Below are 15259 nucleotides of genomic sequence, written 5' to 3' on the forward strand. Positions count from 1 at the left end.
TGCGGCCGACCCGGCAAGTGTGAGACCAGCAGGAGGAACGTCTATGTGTGGAATCGTCGGATATATCGGCAAACGGGATGTGGCACCCCTCCTGCTCGAGGGCCTCCAGCGACTCGAGTACCGAGGCTACGACTCCGCGGGCATCGCCATCCACAGCAGCGGCAAGGGCGGCGGGCTCAAGACGGTGAAGAACGCCGGGCGGGTCCGCGACCTCGAGGGCAAGGTGCCCGCCCGCTTCGCCGGGACCGGCGGCATCGCCCACACCCGCTGGGCCACGCATGGCGCGCCCAACGACACCAACGCGCACCCCCATCTGGACGCGCTCGGCCGCGTCGCCGTCGTGCACAACGGCATCATCGACAACTCCGCCGACCTCCGCGCCAAGCTCGCCGCCGACGGCGTCGAGCTGGCCTCGGACACCGACACCGAGGTGCTGGCCCACCTGATCGCGCGCGCCCAGCCCGAGACGCTGGAGGAGAAGGTCCGCGAGGCCCTGCGGTACATCGAGGGCACCTATGGGATCGCCGTCCTGCACGCGGACTTCCCCGACCGCATCGTCGTCGCCCGCAACGGCTCGCCCGTGGTGCTCGGGATCGGCGAGAAGGAGATGTTCGTCGCCTCCGACGTGGCCGCGCTCATCAGCCACACGCGCCAGGTGATCACCCTGGACGACGGCGAGATGGCCACCATCAAGGCCGACGACTACCGCACGTACACCACCGACGGCAGCCGCACCGCGGCCTCCCCCACCACCGTGGACTGGGAGGCCGAGAGCTACGACATGGGCGGCCACGACACATACATGCACAAGGAGATCGCCGAGCAGCCCGACGCGGTGGACCGGGTGCTGCGCGGCCGGATCGACGACCGTTTCGCCACCGTCCGCCTCGGCGGACTCAACCTGGACGCCAGGGCCGCGCGCGGCGTGCGCCGGGTCAAGATCCTCGGCTGCGGCTCGGCGTACCACGCGGGCCTGATCGGCGCCCAGCTGATCGAGGAGCTGGCGCGCATCCCGGCGGACGCGGAGCCGGCGAGCGAGTTCCGCTACCGCAACGCCGTGGTGGACCCCGACACGCTCTACATCGCCACGAGCCAGTCCGGCGAGACCTACGACACCCTGGCCGCCGTGCAGGAGCTCAAGCGCAAGGGCGCCATGGTCCTCGGCGTCGTCAACGTCGTCGGCTCGGCCATCGCGCGCGAGACCGACGGCGGGATCTATGTGCACGCGGGGCCCGAGGTGTGCGTCGTGTCCACCAAGTGCTTCACCAACACCGCGGTGGCGTTCGCGCTGCTCGCGCTGCACCTCGGCCGCATCAGGGACCTCTCGGTGGCGGACGGCAGGCGGATCATCGAGGGGCTGCGCAAGCTGCCCGAGCAGATCGGCGAGATCCTGCGCGACGAGGACCGGATCGCCAAGGTGGCCGAGGCGTTCGCGGAGGCCAAGAGCCTGATGTTCGTGGGCAGGGTGCGCGGCTTCCCCGTGGCCAGGGAGGCGTCGCTCAAGCTCAAGGAGGTCTCCTACATCCACGCCGAGGCGTACCCGGCCTCCGAGCTGAAGCACGGCCCGCTCGCGCTCATCGAGCCCGCGGTGCCGACGGTCGCGATCGTCCCTACGGACGAGCTGCTCGACAAGAACCGGGCCACGCTCGAGGAGATCAAGGCCCGCAGTGGCCGGATCCTGGCGGTGGCGCACGAGGAGCAGCCCAAGGCGGACGACACGATCGTGGTCCCGCGCAACGAGCCCGAGCTCGACCCCGTCCTCATGGGGATCCCGCTCCAGCTGCTGGCCTACCACACGGCGCTGGCGCTCGGCCGGGACATCGACAAGCCGCGGAACCTCGCGAAGTCCGTCACGGTCGAGTAGCCACGGCCGAGTGGCCACGGTGGCGTAGGAGCGCGGGGAGGCGCACGGCGACCCCCGGGAGGTGCGTGCCACCAAACGCACGCCCGGGGGCCGCCATATGCGCCGGCGTCGCCCATTACGCCGGCGGGAGAAGCCGCCGTCGGGTCCGTCACCTCCCGACGAACGACCCTGGCCTGTGTCGATGTCCCCTTTATGCCCATCACAAACGCACAATCCACCCTTCCCCGCCGACGAATTTGGTGAATGCTCGGTGAGGAACGCGAGGTCGGGCCCAAGGGGCCGCCTCAGGGGATGACGACGACGGGGCGCTGTGCGCGGCGGGCCAGGCGGCCCGAGACGGAGCCGAAGACGCGGCCGAGCAGGCCATGGGTCGTGCCGACGACGATGGCGTCCGCCTCGTACTCCCGGCCGACCTCCTCCAGCTCGTGGCAGATGTCGCCGCCGCGCTCGAGCAGCACCCAGGGGACGTCGGTGAGATGCTCGGCACAGGCCAGCTCGAGGCCGAGCACCTCGGTGCGGTGGTCGGGGATGTCGACCAGCGCGGGCGGCTCGCAGCCGGCCCAGACGGTGGTCGGCAGGCGGTTGGCCACATGGACGATGATCAGTCCCGAGCCGGAGCGGCGGGCCATGCCCACGGCATACGCCAGGGCACGCTCGCTCGACGTGGAGCCGTCGAAGCCGACCACCACTCCGTGCTGGAAGGCCGGATCACGCGACGCGCGTGCGTCATCCGCCGGGTCGGGCGTGGACGAGGGATCGGCGACGCGCCGGCGATCCGCTGGTTCGGGGAGCTCGTATCCAGCCATCGGTGCCTCAGCGGTGGGTCAGTGAGGAAACCTCGTGAGTGTGTCGAAGATGGGGGTGGTGCGTGGAGAAGCGGGGGAGGTTTCTCGCGCTTCTCCTGACTCCACCTCCAGGGTACGGCGTCAAGGGCCTGGTTCCCAGAGACCGTGTGTACAACCCCTGAAACCATCCGCTGGCGCCGTGGCCGTGCAGCATGCCCTACCCAGAACGGGCAGCGCAATGCTTTCGGACACATTGCGACACGGGTGCTGGCGTTGAGTGACCGCGCGCCGGGGCGCCGTCCGTTCCTTTCTTGGCGCCGCCCGCCGTGGCCGACGAGCAGCGGGTGATCGCTGTCCGTGCGCGGCGGATCACCACACGCGGAAGGCCGCGCGCCGGGGGCGTGCGCCCCCGGCTCGGGGTCACGGCCATGACGACGGCTCTTATTTTCGGCCAACTTCACCTCAGCAGAACCGCGTTGCTCACGCGTCTCGCCAACACCTCCTGTATACCGGGAAGATGAGCCACGGCTCCCCTTCGGGGGCGCGGCGGGCGAGTGGTGGGGCGAGGCGTACTTCCCCCAACTGCTCCTACGTGTAACGCTTCCTGATCGACTGCTTCACGCCACGTTGTCATGTCGATATAGCGCCGGGTGAGGAACTGGTCTCGTCCACCTCACCCGACGCAGTAGATTCGATCTTGGCAATCACGTCGGGGGACAGTGCAGGACCGAGAGGATGCGACGACCGAGGGAACTGAGGAGCATGAGCCAGGACCCAACGCACGGCCCCGAGCCCGCCGTCAAGCTGGCTGCCCGACGCCGCCGCGAAGTCGTCGCGGTGCTGCTGTTCAGCGGCAGTCCGATGTTCGAGAGCTCCATCCCGCTGTCCGTCTTCGGCGTTGACCGCCAGGACGCCGGGGTGCCGCGTTACCGACTGCTCGCCTGCGCGGGGGAGGAGGGGCCGCTGCGCACCACCGGCGGCCTCGAGCTGCGCGCGCCCTACGGCCTCGGCGCCGTGGCGCGCGCCGGGACCGTGATCGTGCCCGCCTGGCGGTCGATCACCGGGCCACCGCCCGCCGCCGCGCTGGCCGCGCTGCGGCGCGCGCACAGCGAGGGCGCCAGGATCGTCGGCCTGTGCACCGGGGCGTTCGCCCTGGGGGCCGCCGGGCTGCTCGACGGGCGGCCCGCCACGACGCACTGGATGTACGCGCCGACGCTCGCCAAGCGATATCCCTCGGTCCATGTGGACCCCAGGGAGCTGTTCGTCGACGACGGCGACATCCTGACCTCGGCGGGCACCGCGGCCGGGATCGACCTGTGCCTGCACATCGTCCGCCAGGACCACGGCCCCGAGGCGGCCGCGGCGCTGGCCCGCCGCCTGGTGCTGCCCCCGCGCAGGGGGAACGGCGCCGACGCCGCGCAGCACCGGCACCTCGACCGGTCTTTACCCGAGGACATCGGGGCCGACCCGCTCGCCGAGGTGGTGGCCTGGGCGCTCGAGCACCTGCACGAGCAGTTCGACGTGGAGACCCTCGCGGCCCGCGCCTACATGAGCAGGCGGACGTTCGACCGCCGCTTCAGGGCGCTCACGGGCAGCGCTCCCCTCCAGTGGCTCATCACCCAGCGCGTCCTCCAGGCGCAGCGGCTGCTCGAGGTCTCGGACTACTCGGTGGACGAGGTGGCGGGGCGCTGCGGCTTCCGCTCGCCCGTGGCGCTGCGTGGTCACTTCAGGCGGCAGTTGGGCGCCTCGCCCGCCGCCTACCGGGCCGCGTACCGGGCCAGGCAGCAGGACGCTCCCGACCGGGGGAAGCCGGTGGGGGACGGCTTCACGCCGCGCCTTCCCGGCCAGCGGGGCCGCCCTCCGCAGTGAGCGACGGCGCGGGCGGGGCAGTCGCGCTGAGCGACGTAAGGTTGTTCGCATGAACGATCGCATGGTGTGGATCGACTGCGAGATGACCGGTCTCTCGCTGGCCGACGACGCGCTCATCGAGGTGGCCGCGCTGGTGACCGACTCCGAGCTGAACGTCCTCGGGGAGGGGGTGGACATCGTGATCCGCCCCCCCGACGCGGCGCTCAGGTCGATGCCGGAGGTGGTGCGGACCATGCACACCGCCTCCGGTCTCCTGGACGAGCTGGCCGGGGGCACCACGCTGGCCGAGGCCGAGCGGCTGGTCCTCGACCACGTCAGGGAGCACGCGCCCGAGGCGGGCAAGACCCCGCTCTGCGGGAACTCGATCGGCACCGACCGCGGCTTTCTCGCCCGGGACATGCCCACCCTGGAGTCGCACCTCCACTACCGCGTGATCGACGTCTCCTCGCTCAAGGAGCTGGTGCGCCGCTGGTACCCCAGGGTGTACTTCAACAGCCCGCAGAAGAGCGGGAATCACCGCGCGCTCGCCGACATCAGGGAGTCCATCGCCGAGCTGCGCTACTACCGCGAGGCGATCTTCGTGCCGCTGCCGGGGCCCGACTCGGACGCCGCCAAGCGCATCGCCGCCCAGCACGTCCTGGGCTGAGGTCGCGCCGACGAAAACCCTGGCGCGGCGGGCTCCTGGGACCCTGTACACTCTTACTCGGCCGGTACGACCGGCCCATGGTGGGCGTAGCTCAGCTGGTAGAGCACCTGGTTGTGGTCCAGGTGGCCGCGGGTTCAAGTCCCGTCGCTCACCCCAATCGATCGAGGCCCGGCCCGCGGACGCGTGGTCGGGCCTTCGTTGCCGTTCCTGTGCTCCGTGGCCCGTTCCCGGCGGCCCGTTCCCGCGCCCCGCGGCGGTCAGTTGCCGGTCATCGGGGGCGGCTGCCAGGGGTTCGGGGGCGGGGCCGGGGGGTCGGAGTACCCCGCCACAGGGACGAGCGGCGGGTCGCGCGGCGGCCGGTGGGGCGTTGCGTCGGACGCGGCGTCGAGCGCGATCAGGGCCACGACGGCCGCCAGCACCAGGAGCAGCTCGGCCACACCGTTTCCCAGCCTTCCCAGCCTTCCAGGTCGGCTTCCCGGTCGACCGACGGGCCGCCGCGTGGCGTCCTTCGGGCCGTGCTCCGTTCCCTTGTCCTCGTGCCGTGGGGGGGACCATACTCGTGGCAGATCCGGCATACCCGAAGCCTTCCCTCGGACGAGGGCTCGTAGCGGGCTCGTCCCCGAGCGGCATCGCGCGCGTTCAGAACATGAAGCGCCTCGTCCCCCGCGCGCCCCTCGACCCCCGTGCGGCGCGCGGCGGGTGGCTCAGCAGCCGTCGTTGTGCCACTCGCCGTTCTCGCGGATCCAGGGCTCGCCCTCGACGGCGAGCGCGGGGATGTCGGCGACGCCGTACGAGACGGTCGCGGTGTGTCCCGTGATGACCGGCCTGATGTCGCGGGCGGTGAGCCCCGCGCCGTGCTCGTCGACGGCCCCCCGCAACTCCACGGTGAACGCGTGGAGATCGAGGAAGTCCCGGCAGCGCTGGCTCAGCAGGCCCGCGGCGTCGTCGGGGGCGGGGACGAAGGACGCCAGGACATAGGCGGCCACGGCCTCCTCGAGCGCGGCGCGCTGCACGGGGTCCACCGTCGGGGTCGAGCCGGTGCCGCCGCTCGAAGTGCCCCCGCCCGAGGTGCCGTTGAAGTCGTCGTCGTAGTCGTCATCGTCGTAGTCGTCGTCCGAGTGGCCGCCGGAGCCGCCGTCGCGGCCCGACCTGCGGCCGTTGCCGTCGCCGCACGCGGCCGCGGTGACGGTGAGGAACGTGGCCGCGAGGAGCGCGGCCAGGGCGCGGTTGAGGCGGGTGCGTGATCCCGAGGACGGTGCCATGGACGCAGCGTGCCACGGCGCCGGGACGCGGGTCAGCGCTCTGCGACCCGCTGTGGCGGTCCCGTGACAGCGGCGCGACCGACCGCGCACACGGGCGGTCAACGTCCCGCGCGCGGCGGCCCGTTGCCCGTTTCCCGCCGTTGGCGCCCGGGGTGCGCGGGCGTGCGGGGGAGGGGCGCGCGCTCCCGGTGGGGCGGGAGTTCGCGTCCCGCGCTTACCCCGGGGGCACGGAACGTGGCACGCTGGTGACGGTAGATGACGGTCATGACCTCTCGACTCCCGGGAAGGGGTACCGGTATGGCATCTCCACTCTCCGCGGACCGGCTGCTGCGCGCGCTCAAGGCCGAGGGCGTGCGCGTGGTCGAGCACCGGTCCTGGCGCACGCACAACCGGAACCACGCCGGATCCTGGGGCCCCGTGCACGGGGTGATGATCCATCACACCGTCACGCGGGGCACCGACTCCTCCGTCGAGCTGTGCTACAACGGGCACTCGTCGCTGCCCGGGCCGCTGTGCCACGGCGTGATCGCCAAGGACGGCACGGTGTACATGGTGGGCCACGGCCGGGCGAACCACGCGGGGGCGGGCGACGGCGACGTCCTGGCCGCGGTGATCGCCGAGCGCGCGCTCCCCCCGGACAACGAGACGGACACCGACGGGAATCGCCACTTCTACGGCTTCGAGTGCATCAACATGGGGGACAACAAGGACCCTTGGCCCCCTGAGCAGGTGAGCGCGATCGTGCGCGCCTCGGCGGCCATCTGCCGCGCGCACGGCTGGGGCAAGGAGGGCACGACCTCCGTGATCGGCCACCTGGAGTGGCAGCCGGGCAAGATCGACCCGCGCGGGCCCGGCGTTTCGATGAGTGACGTGCGACGGCGCGTGGCCGAGCGGCTGCGGCACCCGGCCGACTGGGACCCCGAGGAGGACGACATGCCCCTGAGTGACGAGGACATCCGGAAGGTGGCCGTGGCGGCGGCGCGCCAGGTCGCGCTCTACAAGGACGAGCGGCTCGACCGCCGCGACGCCCGGCAGATGTGGGACGACGCGGCAAGCCCGCACACGACGTGGCAGTTCAGGCCCGAGGGCGCCGAGCGCGACGCGTGGGGGTATCTCAGCCGCACCCACGCCGAGGTGGTCGCCCTGCGGGCCGCGGTGGCGGAGCTGGCGAGTGCGGTCGCCGCGGGGAGCGACTCGGTGGACGCGGACGACCTCGTCGCGCGCATCGAACGCGCGATCGCGAGCGCCAGCGGCGGGGATTGAGCGCCCCGGCGGCGCCGCCCAGCCCCGCCGCGCGCCCTCGCGCCCCCTGCGTCATCCCCGCGCCCCCGTCAGCGGCGCGTGCGCGGCGTCCGCTGGCGCGGGAGCGCGTGGCGGGGCGGGTGGATGAGTGTGATCTGCCGCACGATCTGGTGGAACGCCACGAGCGCCGACACCGGCGGCAGGCCCGCGACCGCGACGCCCGTCGCGGACTTGGGCGCCTCCCCCACGCAAAGACCGACGGCCAGGCCGCAGAACATCACGACCACGACCCACGAGTGCAGGGCCTGCCGCTGGTGCAGGGCCGCGCGCAGGATCGACAGGGACGCCACGAGCCAGGGGCCGTAGATCAGCAGCGGCCACCAGGGGATGAGGTCGTCGGGCACGCCGGAGGAGGCCGCCTCGCGCAGCGGCTCGTACGAGACCAGGCCGCCGAGCACGCTGAGCATCGCGACCAGGGCCGCGGCGGCCCCCGCGATCAGCAGGCTCGCGCAGCGCAGCCACAGCGAGGGCCCCGAGCCGCCGGGCCAGCGCATCCGGCGCCGCTCCCTGCGGTGCCGCCGACCTGGGTGGTCGTTCAGCCGCGGGATCCTGGCCGTGTCGTCGATCACCAGCTCCGGCGGGATGAACAACGGCGTGCCCGCCGTCGGGTCGTAGAGCATCTGCTCGTTGAGAGACGTCACGACTCCGCCAACGAGGGGCGACTGAGCGGGATGTGCGGCATTTGAGTGAATGGGTGTCGCACGGGTGGCGACCGGCACGGCACCTTGACAAAGCGTTTCTTCACACCGTCCCGTCGCCGGGGGCGGGACTCGTAGGATCGGGCGGACCATGGATATCGCTGACTTCGAGGAGCTGTGGGACCGGGTGACCGGCACCCAGCCCGATCCAGAGCTGTGGCTCATAGTGGCCGCGGCCGTCGTCGCCCTGGCGGCGGTCGCGCCGTACGGGGTGTGGCGCCTGGCGCGGAACACCATCACGATCGCCCACGAGGGCGGCCACGGCCTGATGGCGCTGCTGACAGGCCGCAGCCTCGAGGGCATACGCCTGCACTCCGACACCTCGGGCCTGACCGTCTCGCGCGGCAAGCCGACGGGCCTCGGCATGGTCCTGACCGCCGCCGCGGGCTACACCGCGCCCTCCCTGCTCGGCCTCGGCGGCGCCGCCCTGCTGGCCGACGGGCGCATCACGGCCCTGCTGTGGGGCGCCACCGCGCTGCTGCTCGCCCTCCTGGTGATGGTGCGCAACGCCTACGGGATGCTCACCGTCGTCCTCACCTGCGCGGTGTTCCTGCTGGTCTCGTGGCTGACCGAGCCCGAGGTGCAGGCGGCGTTCGCGTATCTGGTCGTGTGGTTCCTGGTGCTCGGCGGCGTCAGGCCGGTCTTCGAGCTCCAGGCCAAGCGGCGCGGGGGCGCGGCCCGCGACTCGGACGCCGACCAGCTGGCCCGGCTCACGGGCCTTCCCGCGTGGATGTGGCTCTTCTTCTTCCACGCCGTCACGCTCACCTCCCTCTTCGCCGCCGGCACCCTGCTGCTCGGCCTGTGAGTGCGGGCCCGTGGCCATGACGCGGCACTAGAGTGAGAACATGACCGACCACAGCGAGAGTCTCTGGCCCGCGCCGTACGCCTCGGGCGCGGTGGACGCCATGGTCACGGTGCCCGGTTCGAAGTCGGTCACCAACCGAGCGCTCATCCTGGCCGCCCTCGCCGCGGACCCCGGCTGGCTGCGCCGCCCCCTCCGCTCGCGCGACACCCTGCTGATGGCCGACGCGCTGCGGTCGCTCGGCATCGGGATCGAGGAGACCGTCTCGTCGAGTTCCGCGGTCTCGGGGACGCCGCAGGGGCGGGGCGAGTCCTGGCGCGTGATCCCCGGGATGCCGCAGGCCCCCACGAGCGTGGACGTCGGGAACGCGGGGACGGTGATGCGTTTCCTGCCGCCGCTCGCCGCGCTCGCCGAGGGTCCGGTCCGCTTCGACGGCGACCCGCGGGCCCGCGAGCGGCCGTTGGACGGGCTGATCGGCGCGCTGCGCACGCTGGGCGCCAGGATCGAGGACGAGGGGCGCGGCGCCCTGCCGATCACCGTGCGCGGCGTCGGCTCGCTCGACGGCGGCCAAGTCGAGGTGGACGCCTCGACGTCGTCGCAGTTCATCAGCGCGCTGCTGCTGTCCGCGCCCCGGTTCAACCAGGGCGTCGAGGTCCGGCACGTGGGGCGTCGGCTGCCGTCCATGCCGCACATCAGGATGACCGTGGACATGCTGCGCAAGGCGGGCGCGCAGGTGGACTCCCCCGACTCGGGCGGCGAGCCCCATGTGTGGCGGGTCACATCGGGCGCGCTCCTCGGCCGCGACGTGGTGGTCGAGCCCGACCTGTCGAACGCGCAGCCGTTCCTGGCCGCCGCGCTGGTCACGGGCGGCACGGTCACCATCCCCGACTGGCCCGCGCACACGACGCAGCCGGGCGACGCGTTGCGCCGCATCTTCACGGACATGGGCGGCACGTGTGTGCTCGACGACCGCGGCCTGACGCTCACCGGCGGCGGTCGGGTGCGCGGGATCGACGTGGACCTGGGCGAGGTGGGCGAGCTGACGCCCGGCATCGCGGCGGTCGCGGCGCTGGCCGACTCGGAGTCGGTGCTGCGCGGCGTCGCGCACCTGCGGCTGCACGAGACGGACCGGCTCGCCGCGCTCGCCAAGGAGATCAACGCCCTGGGCGGCGACGTCACCGAGACCGAGGACGGGCTGCGGATCAGGCCGAGGCCGCTGCGCGGCGGGGTGTTCCACACGTACGAGGACCACAGGCTGGCCACCGCGGGCGCGCTGCTCGGCCTCGTGGTCAAGGACGTCGAGATCGAGAACATCGCGACGACCGGCAAGACCATGCCCGACTTCCCCGACCTGTGGCACCGGATGCTCGCCGGGGAGAGAGAGTAGGGCGCGGGCCGCGATGCGCCGGTACGGCAAGAACCCCGACGAGGACGACATCCGCACCAGGGCCCGTGGGCGCAGCAGGCCCCGCACCCACCGGCGTCCGGCACACGAGGACGCCGAGGAGGGCTTTGTCGTCACGGTGGACCGCGGGCGGGTGACGTGCCTGGTGGGGGAGCGGGTGGTCACCGCGATGAAGGCGCGGGAGCTCGGCCGCAAGAGCGTGGTGGTCGGCGACCGGGTCGCGGTGGTCGGGGACCTGTCGGGGAAGAAGGACACGCTCGCGCGGATCGTCAGGGTCGAGGAGCGGTCGTCGGCGCTGCGGCGCACGGCCGATGACGACGACCCGTTCGAGCGGGTGGTGGTGGCCAACGCCGACCAGCTGGCCATCGTCACGGCGCTCGCCGACCCCGAGCCGAGGCCCCGGCTGATCGACCGCTGCCTGGTGGCGGCGTACGACGCGGGGCTCGACCCGCTGCTGATCCTCACCAAGTCCGATCTCGCACCGGCGGGTCCGCTGCTCGAGACCTATCTGCCGCTGGGGATCCGCCATGTGGTCACCACGCGCGAGCAGTTCGACGAGGACACCGTGGCCGGGGTGCGGGAGCTGCTGTCGGAGCGGGTCACCGCGTTCGTCGGGCACAGCGGCGTCGGCAAGACGACCCTGGTCAACGCCCTGGTGCCGGACAGGCAGCGCGCCACGGGCGAGGTCAACGCCGTGACGGGGCGCGGGCGGCACACCACGGTCTCCGCCCTCGCGCTGCCGCTGCCGGGGACGCGGGGGTGGGTGATCGACACCCCGGGCGTCAGGTCGTTCGGGCTGCACCACATCGATCCCTCGCGCGTCATCCACGCCTTCCCCGACCTGGAGCCCGGCACCGAGGGGTGCCCGCGGGCGTGCGGGCACGACGAGCCGGACTGCGCGCTCGACGACTGGGTGGCCGAGGGCCACGCGGACCCGGCGCGCCTGTACTCGCTGCGCCGCCTGCTGGCCACGCGGGAGCGGCACGAGGGCGACTGAGCCGCGCCTGCCGGTGGCGGGGCGTTCCGTTCAGTCGGGCGGGGCCACCAGGTGGGAGATCGCCACGCGGATCGCCGTCTCGCAGCACGCGGGCCCGGCCGAGGGGAGGGCGTGCCTGGCGCGTTCGGTCAGCCTGGCCACCAGGTCGCCCGGGCCGATGACCGCGGCGGGCGGGCCGCCGCAGCGGCAGCCGGTCAGCGAGGCGCGCACCACCCGGTCGCCCCCGGCCGCGCGCACGATCCACTCCCCGGCCGCGGCGAGCGCCTCGTCGGGCGGGCGTTCGCGCCGCTCGGCGCAGAACGCCGCGAAGCCGTCGAGGAACGCGGTGGTCCGCCGCTCGGCGAGCGCCGCGCCGAGCCCGGCCTTGTCGCCGAACTCGTTGTAGAGGGTCTGCCGCGACACCCCCGCAGCGGCGGCGACCTCGACCATTCTGACGAGCTGCCAGGAGCGCCGTTCCACGGCCTCGCTCGCGGCTCGCAGCAGGGAATCTCGCGCGGTGGGCATCGTCGCCTCCTCGCCTCCAGGCACAGAATTGACGCGCTCCGCGGGGGTGTCAAGATGTGGGCATGCCGGATTACCACGATGATCTCCGCCTCGCGCACGTGCTCGCCGACGCCGCGGACGCCGCGACCATGGAGCGTTTCAAGGCGCTCGACCTCAAGGTCGAGACCAAGCCGGACATGACGCCGGTGACCGAGGCGGATCGCGCGGCCGAGGAGGTGATCAGGTCCGTGCTGCAACGGGCCAGGCCGCGCGACGCCGTGCTGGGCGAGGAGTTCGGCAACGCGGGCCAGGGGCCTCGGCGTTGGGTGATCGACCCGATCGACGGCACCAAGAACTATGTGCGCGGCGTGCCGGTGTGGGCCACCCTGATCGCGCTCGTCGAACGCGGCGCGGGCGGCGACAGGCCCGTCGTGGGCGTGGTCTCCGCGCCCGCGCTCAGCCGCCGTTGGTGGGCGGCGCTCGGCGGGGGCGCGTACACCGGGCGCAGCCTCACCTCGGCGACCCGGCTGCGGGTCTCGGGCGTGGAGCGGCTCGCGGACGCGTCGTTCTCCTACTCGTCGCTGACCGGCTGGGAGGAACGCGACCGGCTCGACGGCCTGTTGAGGCTCTCGCGCGACTGCTGGCGGACGCGGGCCTACGGGGACTTCTGGTCGTACATGATGGTCGCCGAGGGGTCGGTCGACCTGTGCGCCGAGCCCGAGTTGTCGCTGTGGGACATGGCGGCCCCCGCGATCGTCGTGCAGGAGGCGGGCGGCCGTTTCACCGGGCTCGACGGCCGCGACGGGCCGCACGGGGTGGACGCGGCGGCGTCCAACGGGCTGCTGCACGACGAGCTGCTCGGCTATCTCGGCGGCTGAGGCGGGGCGTTGATCGATGGACGCGCGCTGATCGATGGACGCGCGCTGATCGTGGAAGGCGCGTTGATCGATCGCATCCGGGCGAAAATGTCCCGGCGCGGACCCTTGATGGTCACCCAGCACCATGTGAACATGAGAATCCCAGCGCTTGTGACTTTGTGAAAAGTCTCTCGAGCTCCCTCTGAGTCCCCGCGGAAGGTGGCTGATTCCTCATGTTGGTACGCGATGCGATGAGCTCCGTCGTCCTCACCATCGGCCCCGATCACACGCTCAGGCAGGCCGCCAGGCTGATGTCCTCCCGGCGGGTGGGCGCGGCCGTCGTGCTCGACCCCGACACCGCGGGGGTGGGCATCCTCACCGAGCGGGACGTGCTGGCCTCGGTCGGCCGGGGCCAGGACCCCGACCGCGAGCGGGCCGGGGCGCACACCACCACCGACGTGGTCTACGCGGACCCCCGGTGGACCCTGGCCGACGCCGCGACGGCGATGGCACAGGGCGGCTTCCGGCACCTGGTGGTGCTCGACGAGCACGAGGCGGGCCCGGTCGGGATCGTCTCGGTGCGCGACATCATCAACTGCTGGACGCCGGTTGTCGGCACGGCGTCCGTGTAGTCCGGAGCGGCCGGAGGCCCGAGGGCCCCGGCCGCTCCGGGGTGTACGGCAAGCGGCCTTTGCGGGATCAGCCGCGGAGGGCCTGGACCGCGGCCTGGAGCCGCTTGCCGTAGTCCTCGTCCGCCTTGCGGAAGTTCTCGATCGCCCGCTCGGCGATGTCGTCGCGGGAGACCTGGGCGATGAAGCCCGCGAGGTTCTCGATGAGGCGGTCCTTCTCGTCGTCGGACATCAGCCGGTAGAGGTTCCCGGCCTGCACGAAGTCGTTGTCCTCGGCGTGCGAGGGGGCCACGTGGTCGCCGGTGTACCCGGTGACGGCGACGGGCTCCCACAGCGGCCTGTCGGTCTGGACGGGCCCGCCGAAGCTGTTCGGCTCGTAGTTCTTCGTGCCGCCGTGCCGACCGTCGTACGCGGCGCCGTCACGGCCGTGGGTGCGCGCCTCGGTGGCGTGCGGCCGGTTCACCGGGAGGTGGTCGGCGTTGATCCCGACGCGGTACCTGTGGGCGTCGCCATAGGCGAACAGGCGGCCCTGGAGCATCTTGTCGGGCGAGGGACCGATGCCGGGCACGAAGTGGTGCGGCGAGAAGATGGACTGCTCGACCTCCGCGAAGATGTTCTCGGGGTTGCGGTTGAGCTCGAGCTTGCCGATCTCGATCGGGGGGTAGTCCGCGTGCGGCCAGACCTTGGTCAGGTCGAACGGGTTGAAGCGGTACGTGGCCGCTTCGGCGACGGGCATGATCTGGACCTGAACGGTCCAGCTCGGGAAGTCGCCGTTCTCGATCGAGGTGCGCAGGTCGCGCTGGTGGCTGTCCGGGTCGTCGCCCGCGAGCTTCGCTGCCTCGGCGGCGGTGAGGTTCTTGATGCCCTGGTCGGTCTTGAAGTGGTACTTGACCCAGAACGCCTCGCCCGCCTCGTTGGTCCACTGGAACGTGTGCGAGCCGTATCCGTTCAGGTGGCGGTAGGAGGCGGGGATGCCGCGGTCGCCGAACAGCCAGGTCACCTGGTGCGTGGACTCGGGCGAAAGGCCCCAGAAGTCCCAGACGTTGTCCGCCTCCTGCGAGCCCGTGTAGGGGTCCCGCTTCTGGGTGTGGATGAAGTCGGGGAACTTGATCGCGTCCTTGATGAAGAAGACCGGGGTGTTATTGCCGACCAGGTCGTAATTGCCCTCTTCGGTATAGAACTTGAGCGCGAAGCCACGCGGGTCGCGCACGGCGTCGGCCGAGCCGAGGTTCCCGGCGACCGTCGAGAAGCGGAGGAAGACCTCGGTCTCCTTGCCGATCTCGGACAGGAACTTCGCCCGGGTGTACGGGGTCACGTCCGCGGTGACGGTGAACGTGCCGTACGCGCCGGCGCCCCTGGCGTGCACGATGCGCTCCGGGATGCGCTCCCGGTTGAAGTGGGCCAGCTTCTCGATGAGGTGCTGGTCCTGGATCAGTCCGGGCCCGCCGACACCGGCGGACTGGCTGTTCTGATTGTCCGCGACCGGCGCGCCCGCCTCGGTGGTGAGTGGTCCCGCAGCGATCTGATCGGTCATTTACCTGTCACGCCCTTCAGCTGTCCAGCTCCTTGGTGCCGCCCCGGCCCTTGGCCAGCGCTCAACCAGATCCTATATTGGACTTTGTCCAAGTCAAGACGAGCGATGAATCTGTACACCGTCGGC

General features: G+C 72.1%; 15 protein-coding genes and 1 tRNA gene. 10 read left to right on the forward strand and 6 right to left on the reverse strand.

Annotated elements, in window-relative coordinates; genetic code table 11:
* The first annotated feature begins 43 nt into the window (after positions 1–43).
* The gene (glmS, locus tag D7318_RS14870) at positions 44–1864 is read left to right on the forward strand and encodes a glutamine--fructose-6-phosphate transaminase (isomerizing) (RefSeq protein ID WP_120697563.1); all 1821 of its coding nucleotides are present in this window, start codon (positions 44–46) and stop codon (positions 1862–1864) included.
* 284 nt (positions 1865–2148) lie between these two features.
* Here glmS and D7318_RS14875 read toward each other — a convergent pair whose 3' ends face one another.
* Complete coding sequence (locus D7318_RS14875; protein WP_113688671.1) at positions 2149–2670, reverse strand: universal stress protein; 522 nt, start codon at positions 2668–2670, stop codon at positions 2149–2151.
* Between the two features lie 741 nt (positions 2671–3411).
* Between D7318_RS14875 and D7318_RS14880 the strand changes: the two genes are divergently transcribed.
* From D7318_RS14880 to D7318_RS14890, 3 genes are all read left to right on the forward strand, one after another.
* Positions 3412–4518, forward strand: a complete 1107-nt coding sequence (locus D7318_RS14880; RefSeq protein WP_120697564.1) for a GlxA family transcriptional regulator — start codon at positions 3412–3414, stop codon at positions 4516–4518.
* A gap of 49 nt (positions 4519–4567) precedes the next feature.
* A complete protein-coding gene (orn, locus tag D7318_RS14885) occupies positions 4568–5164 on the forward strand; it encodes an oligoribonuclease (protein ID WP_120697565.1) in 597 nt (198 codons plus the stop codon).
* An 80-nt stretch (positions 5165–5244) separates the two neighbouring features.
* Positions 5245–5320 (forward strand) — tRNA-His (locus D7318_RS14890).
* Positions 5321–5421: 101 nt separating this feature from the next.
* Here the strand turns inward: D7318_RS14890 and D7318_RS14895 are convergent.
* Both D7318_RS14895 and D7318_RS14900 read right to left on the reverse strand, forming a co-directional pair.
* A complete protein-coding gene (locus tag D7318_RS14895) occupies positions 5422–5601 on the reverse strand; it encodes a hypothetical protein (protein ID WP_120697566.1) in 180 nt (59 codons plus the stop codon).
* A 267-nt stretch (positions 5602–5868) separates the two neighbouring features.
* On the reverse strand, positions 5869–6426 hold the full coding sequence (locus D7318_RS14900; protein WP_120697567.1) for a hypothetical protein: 558 nt from the start codon (positions 6424–6426) through the stop codon (positions 5869–5871).
* A 297-nt stretch (positions 6427–6723) separates the two neighbouring features.
* Between D7318_RS14900 and D7318_RS14905 the strand changes: the two genes are divergently transcribed.
* Positions 6724–7689 (forward strand): peptidoglycan recognition protein family protein, encoded by a 966-nt coding sequence (locus D7318_RS14905; RefSeq protein ID WP_120697568.1) that lies wholly within the window; start codon positions 6724–6726, stop codon positions 7687–7689.
* Positions 7690–7757: 68 nt separating this feature from the next.
* Here the strand turns inward: D7318_RS14905 and D7318_RS14910 are convergent, their stop codons facing one another.
* On the reverse strand, positions 7758–8369 hold the full coding sequence (locus tag D7318_RS14910) for a DUF2637 domain-containing protein (RefSeq protein WP_230423751.1): 612 nt from the start codon (positions 8367–8369) through the stop codon (positions 7758–7760).
* A gap of 148 nt (positions 8370–8517) precedes the next feature.
* On the opposite strand from D7318_RS14910, the gene D7318_RS14915 reads away from it, so the two are divergent.
* Genes D7318_RS14915 through rsgA form a run of 3 tightly spaced genes read left to right on the forward strand, consistent with a single transcriptional unit; the run spans position 8518 to position 11630 of the window.
* Entirely contained in the window at positions 8518–9231 is a 714-nt protein-coding gene (locus tag D7318_RS14915; protein ID WP_120697569.1) for a M50 family metallopeptidase, read from the forward strand.
* A gap of 40 nt (positions 9232–9271) precedes the next feature.
* Complete coding sequence (gene aroA, locus D7318_RS14920; RefSeq protein WP_120697570.1) at positions 9272–10615, forward strand: 3-phosphoshikimate 1-carboxyvinyltransferase; 1344 nt, start codon at positions 9272–9274, stop codon at positions 10613–10615.
* Between the two features lie 13 nt (positions 10616–10628).
* Positions 10629–11630 (forward strand): ribosome small subunit-dependent GTPase A, encoded by a 1002-nt coding sequence (gene rsgA / locus D7318_RS14925; protein ID WP_120697571.1) that lies wholly within the window; start codon positions 10629–10631, stop codon positions 11628–11630.
* Between the two features lie 30 nt (positions 11631–11660).
* Here rsgA and D7318_RS14930 read toward each other — a convergent pair whose 3' ends face one another.
* Complete coding sequence (locus tag D7318_RS14930; protein ID WP_120697572.1) at positions 11661–12134, reverse strand: TetR/AcrR family transcriptional regulator; 474 nt, start codon at positions 12132–12134, stop codon at positions 11661–11663.
* Between the two features lie 62 nt (positions 12135–12196).
* Here D7318_RS14930 and hisN point away from each other — a divergent pair, with 62 nt between their 5' ends.
* Both hisN and D7318_RS14940 read left to right on the forward strand, forming a co-directional pair.
* Positions 12197–12991 carry a histidinol-phosphatase gene (gene hisN / locus D7318_RS14935; protein WP_120697573.1) on the forward strand — a complete coding sequence of 265 codons (795 nt, stop codon included), beginning with the start codon at positions 12197–12199 and terminating at the stop codon, positions 12989–12991.
* A gap of 212 nt (positions 12992–13203) precedes the next feature.
* Entirely contained in the window at positions 13204–13602 is a 399-nt protein-coding gene (locus D7318_RS14940) for a CBS domain-containing protein (RefSeq protein WP_120697574.1), read from the forward strand.
* A gap of 67 nt (positions 13603–13669) precedes the next feature.
* Here the strand turns inward: D7318_RS14940 and D7318_RS14945 are convergent, their stop codons facing one another.
* On the reverse strand, positions 13670–15133 hold the full coding sequence (locus D7318_RS14945; protein WP_120697575.1) for a catalase: 1464 nt from the start codon (positions 15131–15133) through the stop codon (positions 13670–13672).
* Positions 15134–15259: the final 126 nt, after the last annotated feature.

Origin of the sequence: Streptomyces radicis (genome assembly GCF_003626575.1) — a bacterium.
In the GTDB taxonomy this organism is placed as follows: Bacteria; Actinomycetota; Actinomycetes; order Streptomycetales; family Streptomycetaceae; genus Streptomyces; species Streptomyces radicis.

Bases quoted from the DNA above. Each gene is read 5' to 3' on its own strand.
- D7318_RS14905 (WP_120697568.1), top strand. From the start codon at position 6,724: ATGGCATCTCCACTCTCCGCGGACCGGCTGCTGCGCGCGCTCAAGGCC.
- D7318_RS14945 (WP_120697575.1), bottom strand. From the start codon at position 15,133: ATGACCGATCAGATCGCTGCGGGACCACTCACCACCGAGGCGGGCGCG.
- hisN (WP_120697573.1), top strand. From the start codon at position 12,197: ATGCCGGATTACCACGATGATCTCCGCCTCGCGCACGTGCTCGCCGAC.
- rsgA (WP_120697571.1), top strand. From the start codon at position 10,629: ATGCGCCGGTACGGCAAGAACCCCGACGAGGACGACATCCGCACCAGG.
- glmS (WP_120697563.1), top strand. From the start codon at position 44: ATGTGTGGAATCGTCGGATATATCGGCAAACGGGATGTGGCACCCCTC.
- D7318_RS14880 (WP_120697564.1), top strand. From the start codon at position 3,412: ATGAGCCAGGACCCAACGCACGGCCCCGAGCCCGCCGTCAAGCTGGCT.
- aroA (WP_120697570.1), top strand. From the start codon at position 9,272: ATGACCGACCACAGCGAGAGTCTCTGGCCCGCGCCGTACGCCTCGGGC.
- orn (WP_120697565.1), top strand. From the start codon at position 4,568: ATGAACGATCGCATGGTGTGGATCGACTGCGAGATGACCGGTCTCTCG.
- D7318_RS14930 (WP_120697572.1), bottom strand. From the start codon at position 12,134: ATGCCCACCGCGCGAGATTCCCTGCTGCGAGCCGCGAGCGAGGCCGTG.
- D7318_RS14900 (WP_120697567.1), bottom strand. From the start codon at position 6,426: ATGGCACCGTCCTCGGGATCACGCACCCGCCTCAACCGCGCCCTGGCC.
- D7318_RS14940 (WP_120697574.1), top strand. From the start codon at position 13,204: ATGTTGGTACGCGATGCGATGAGCTCCGTCGTCCTCACCATCGGCCCC.
- D7318_RS14915 (WP_120697569.1), top strand. From the start codon at position 8,518: ATGGATATCGCTGACTTCGAGGAGCTGTGGGACCGGGTGACCGGCACC.
- D7318_RS14875 (WP_113688671.1), bottom strand. From the start codon at position 2,670: ATGGCTGGATACGAGCTCCCCGAACCAGCGGATCGCCGGCGCGTCGCC.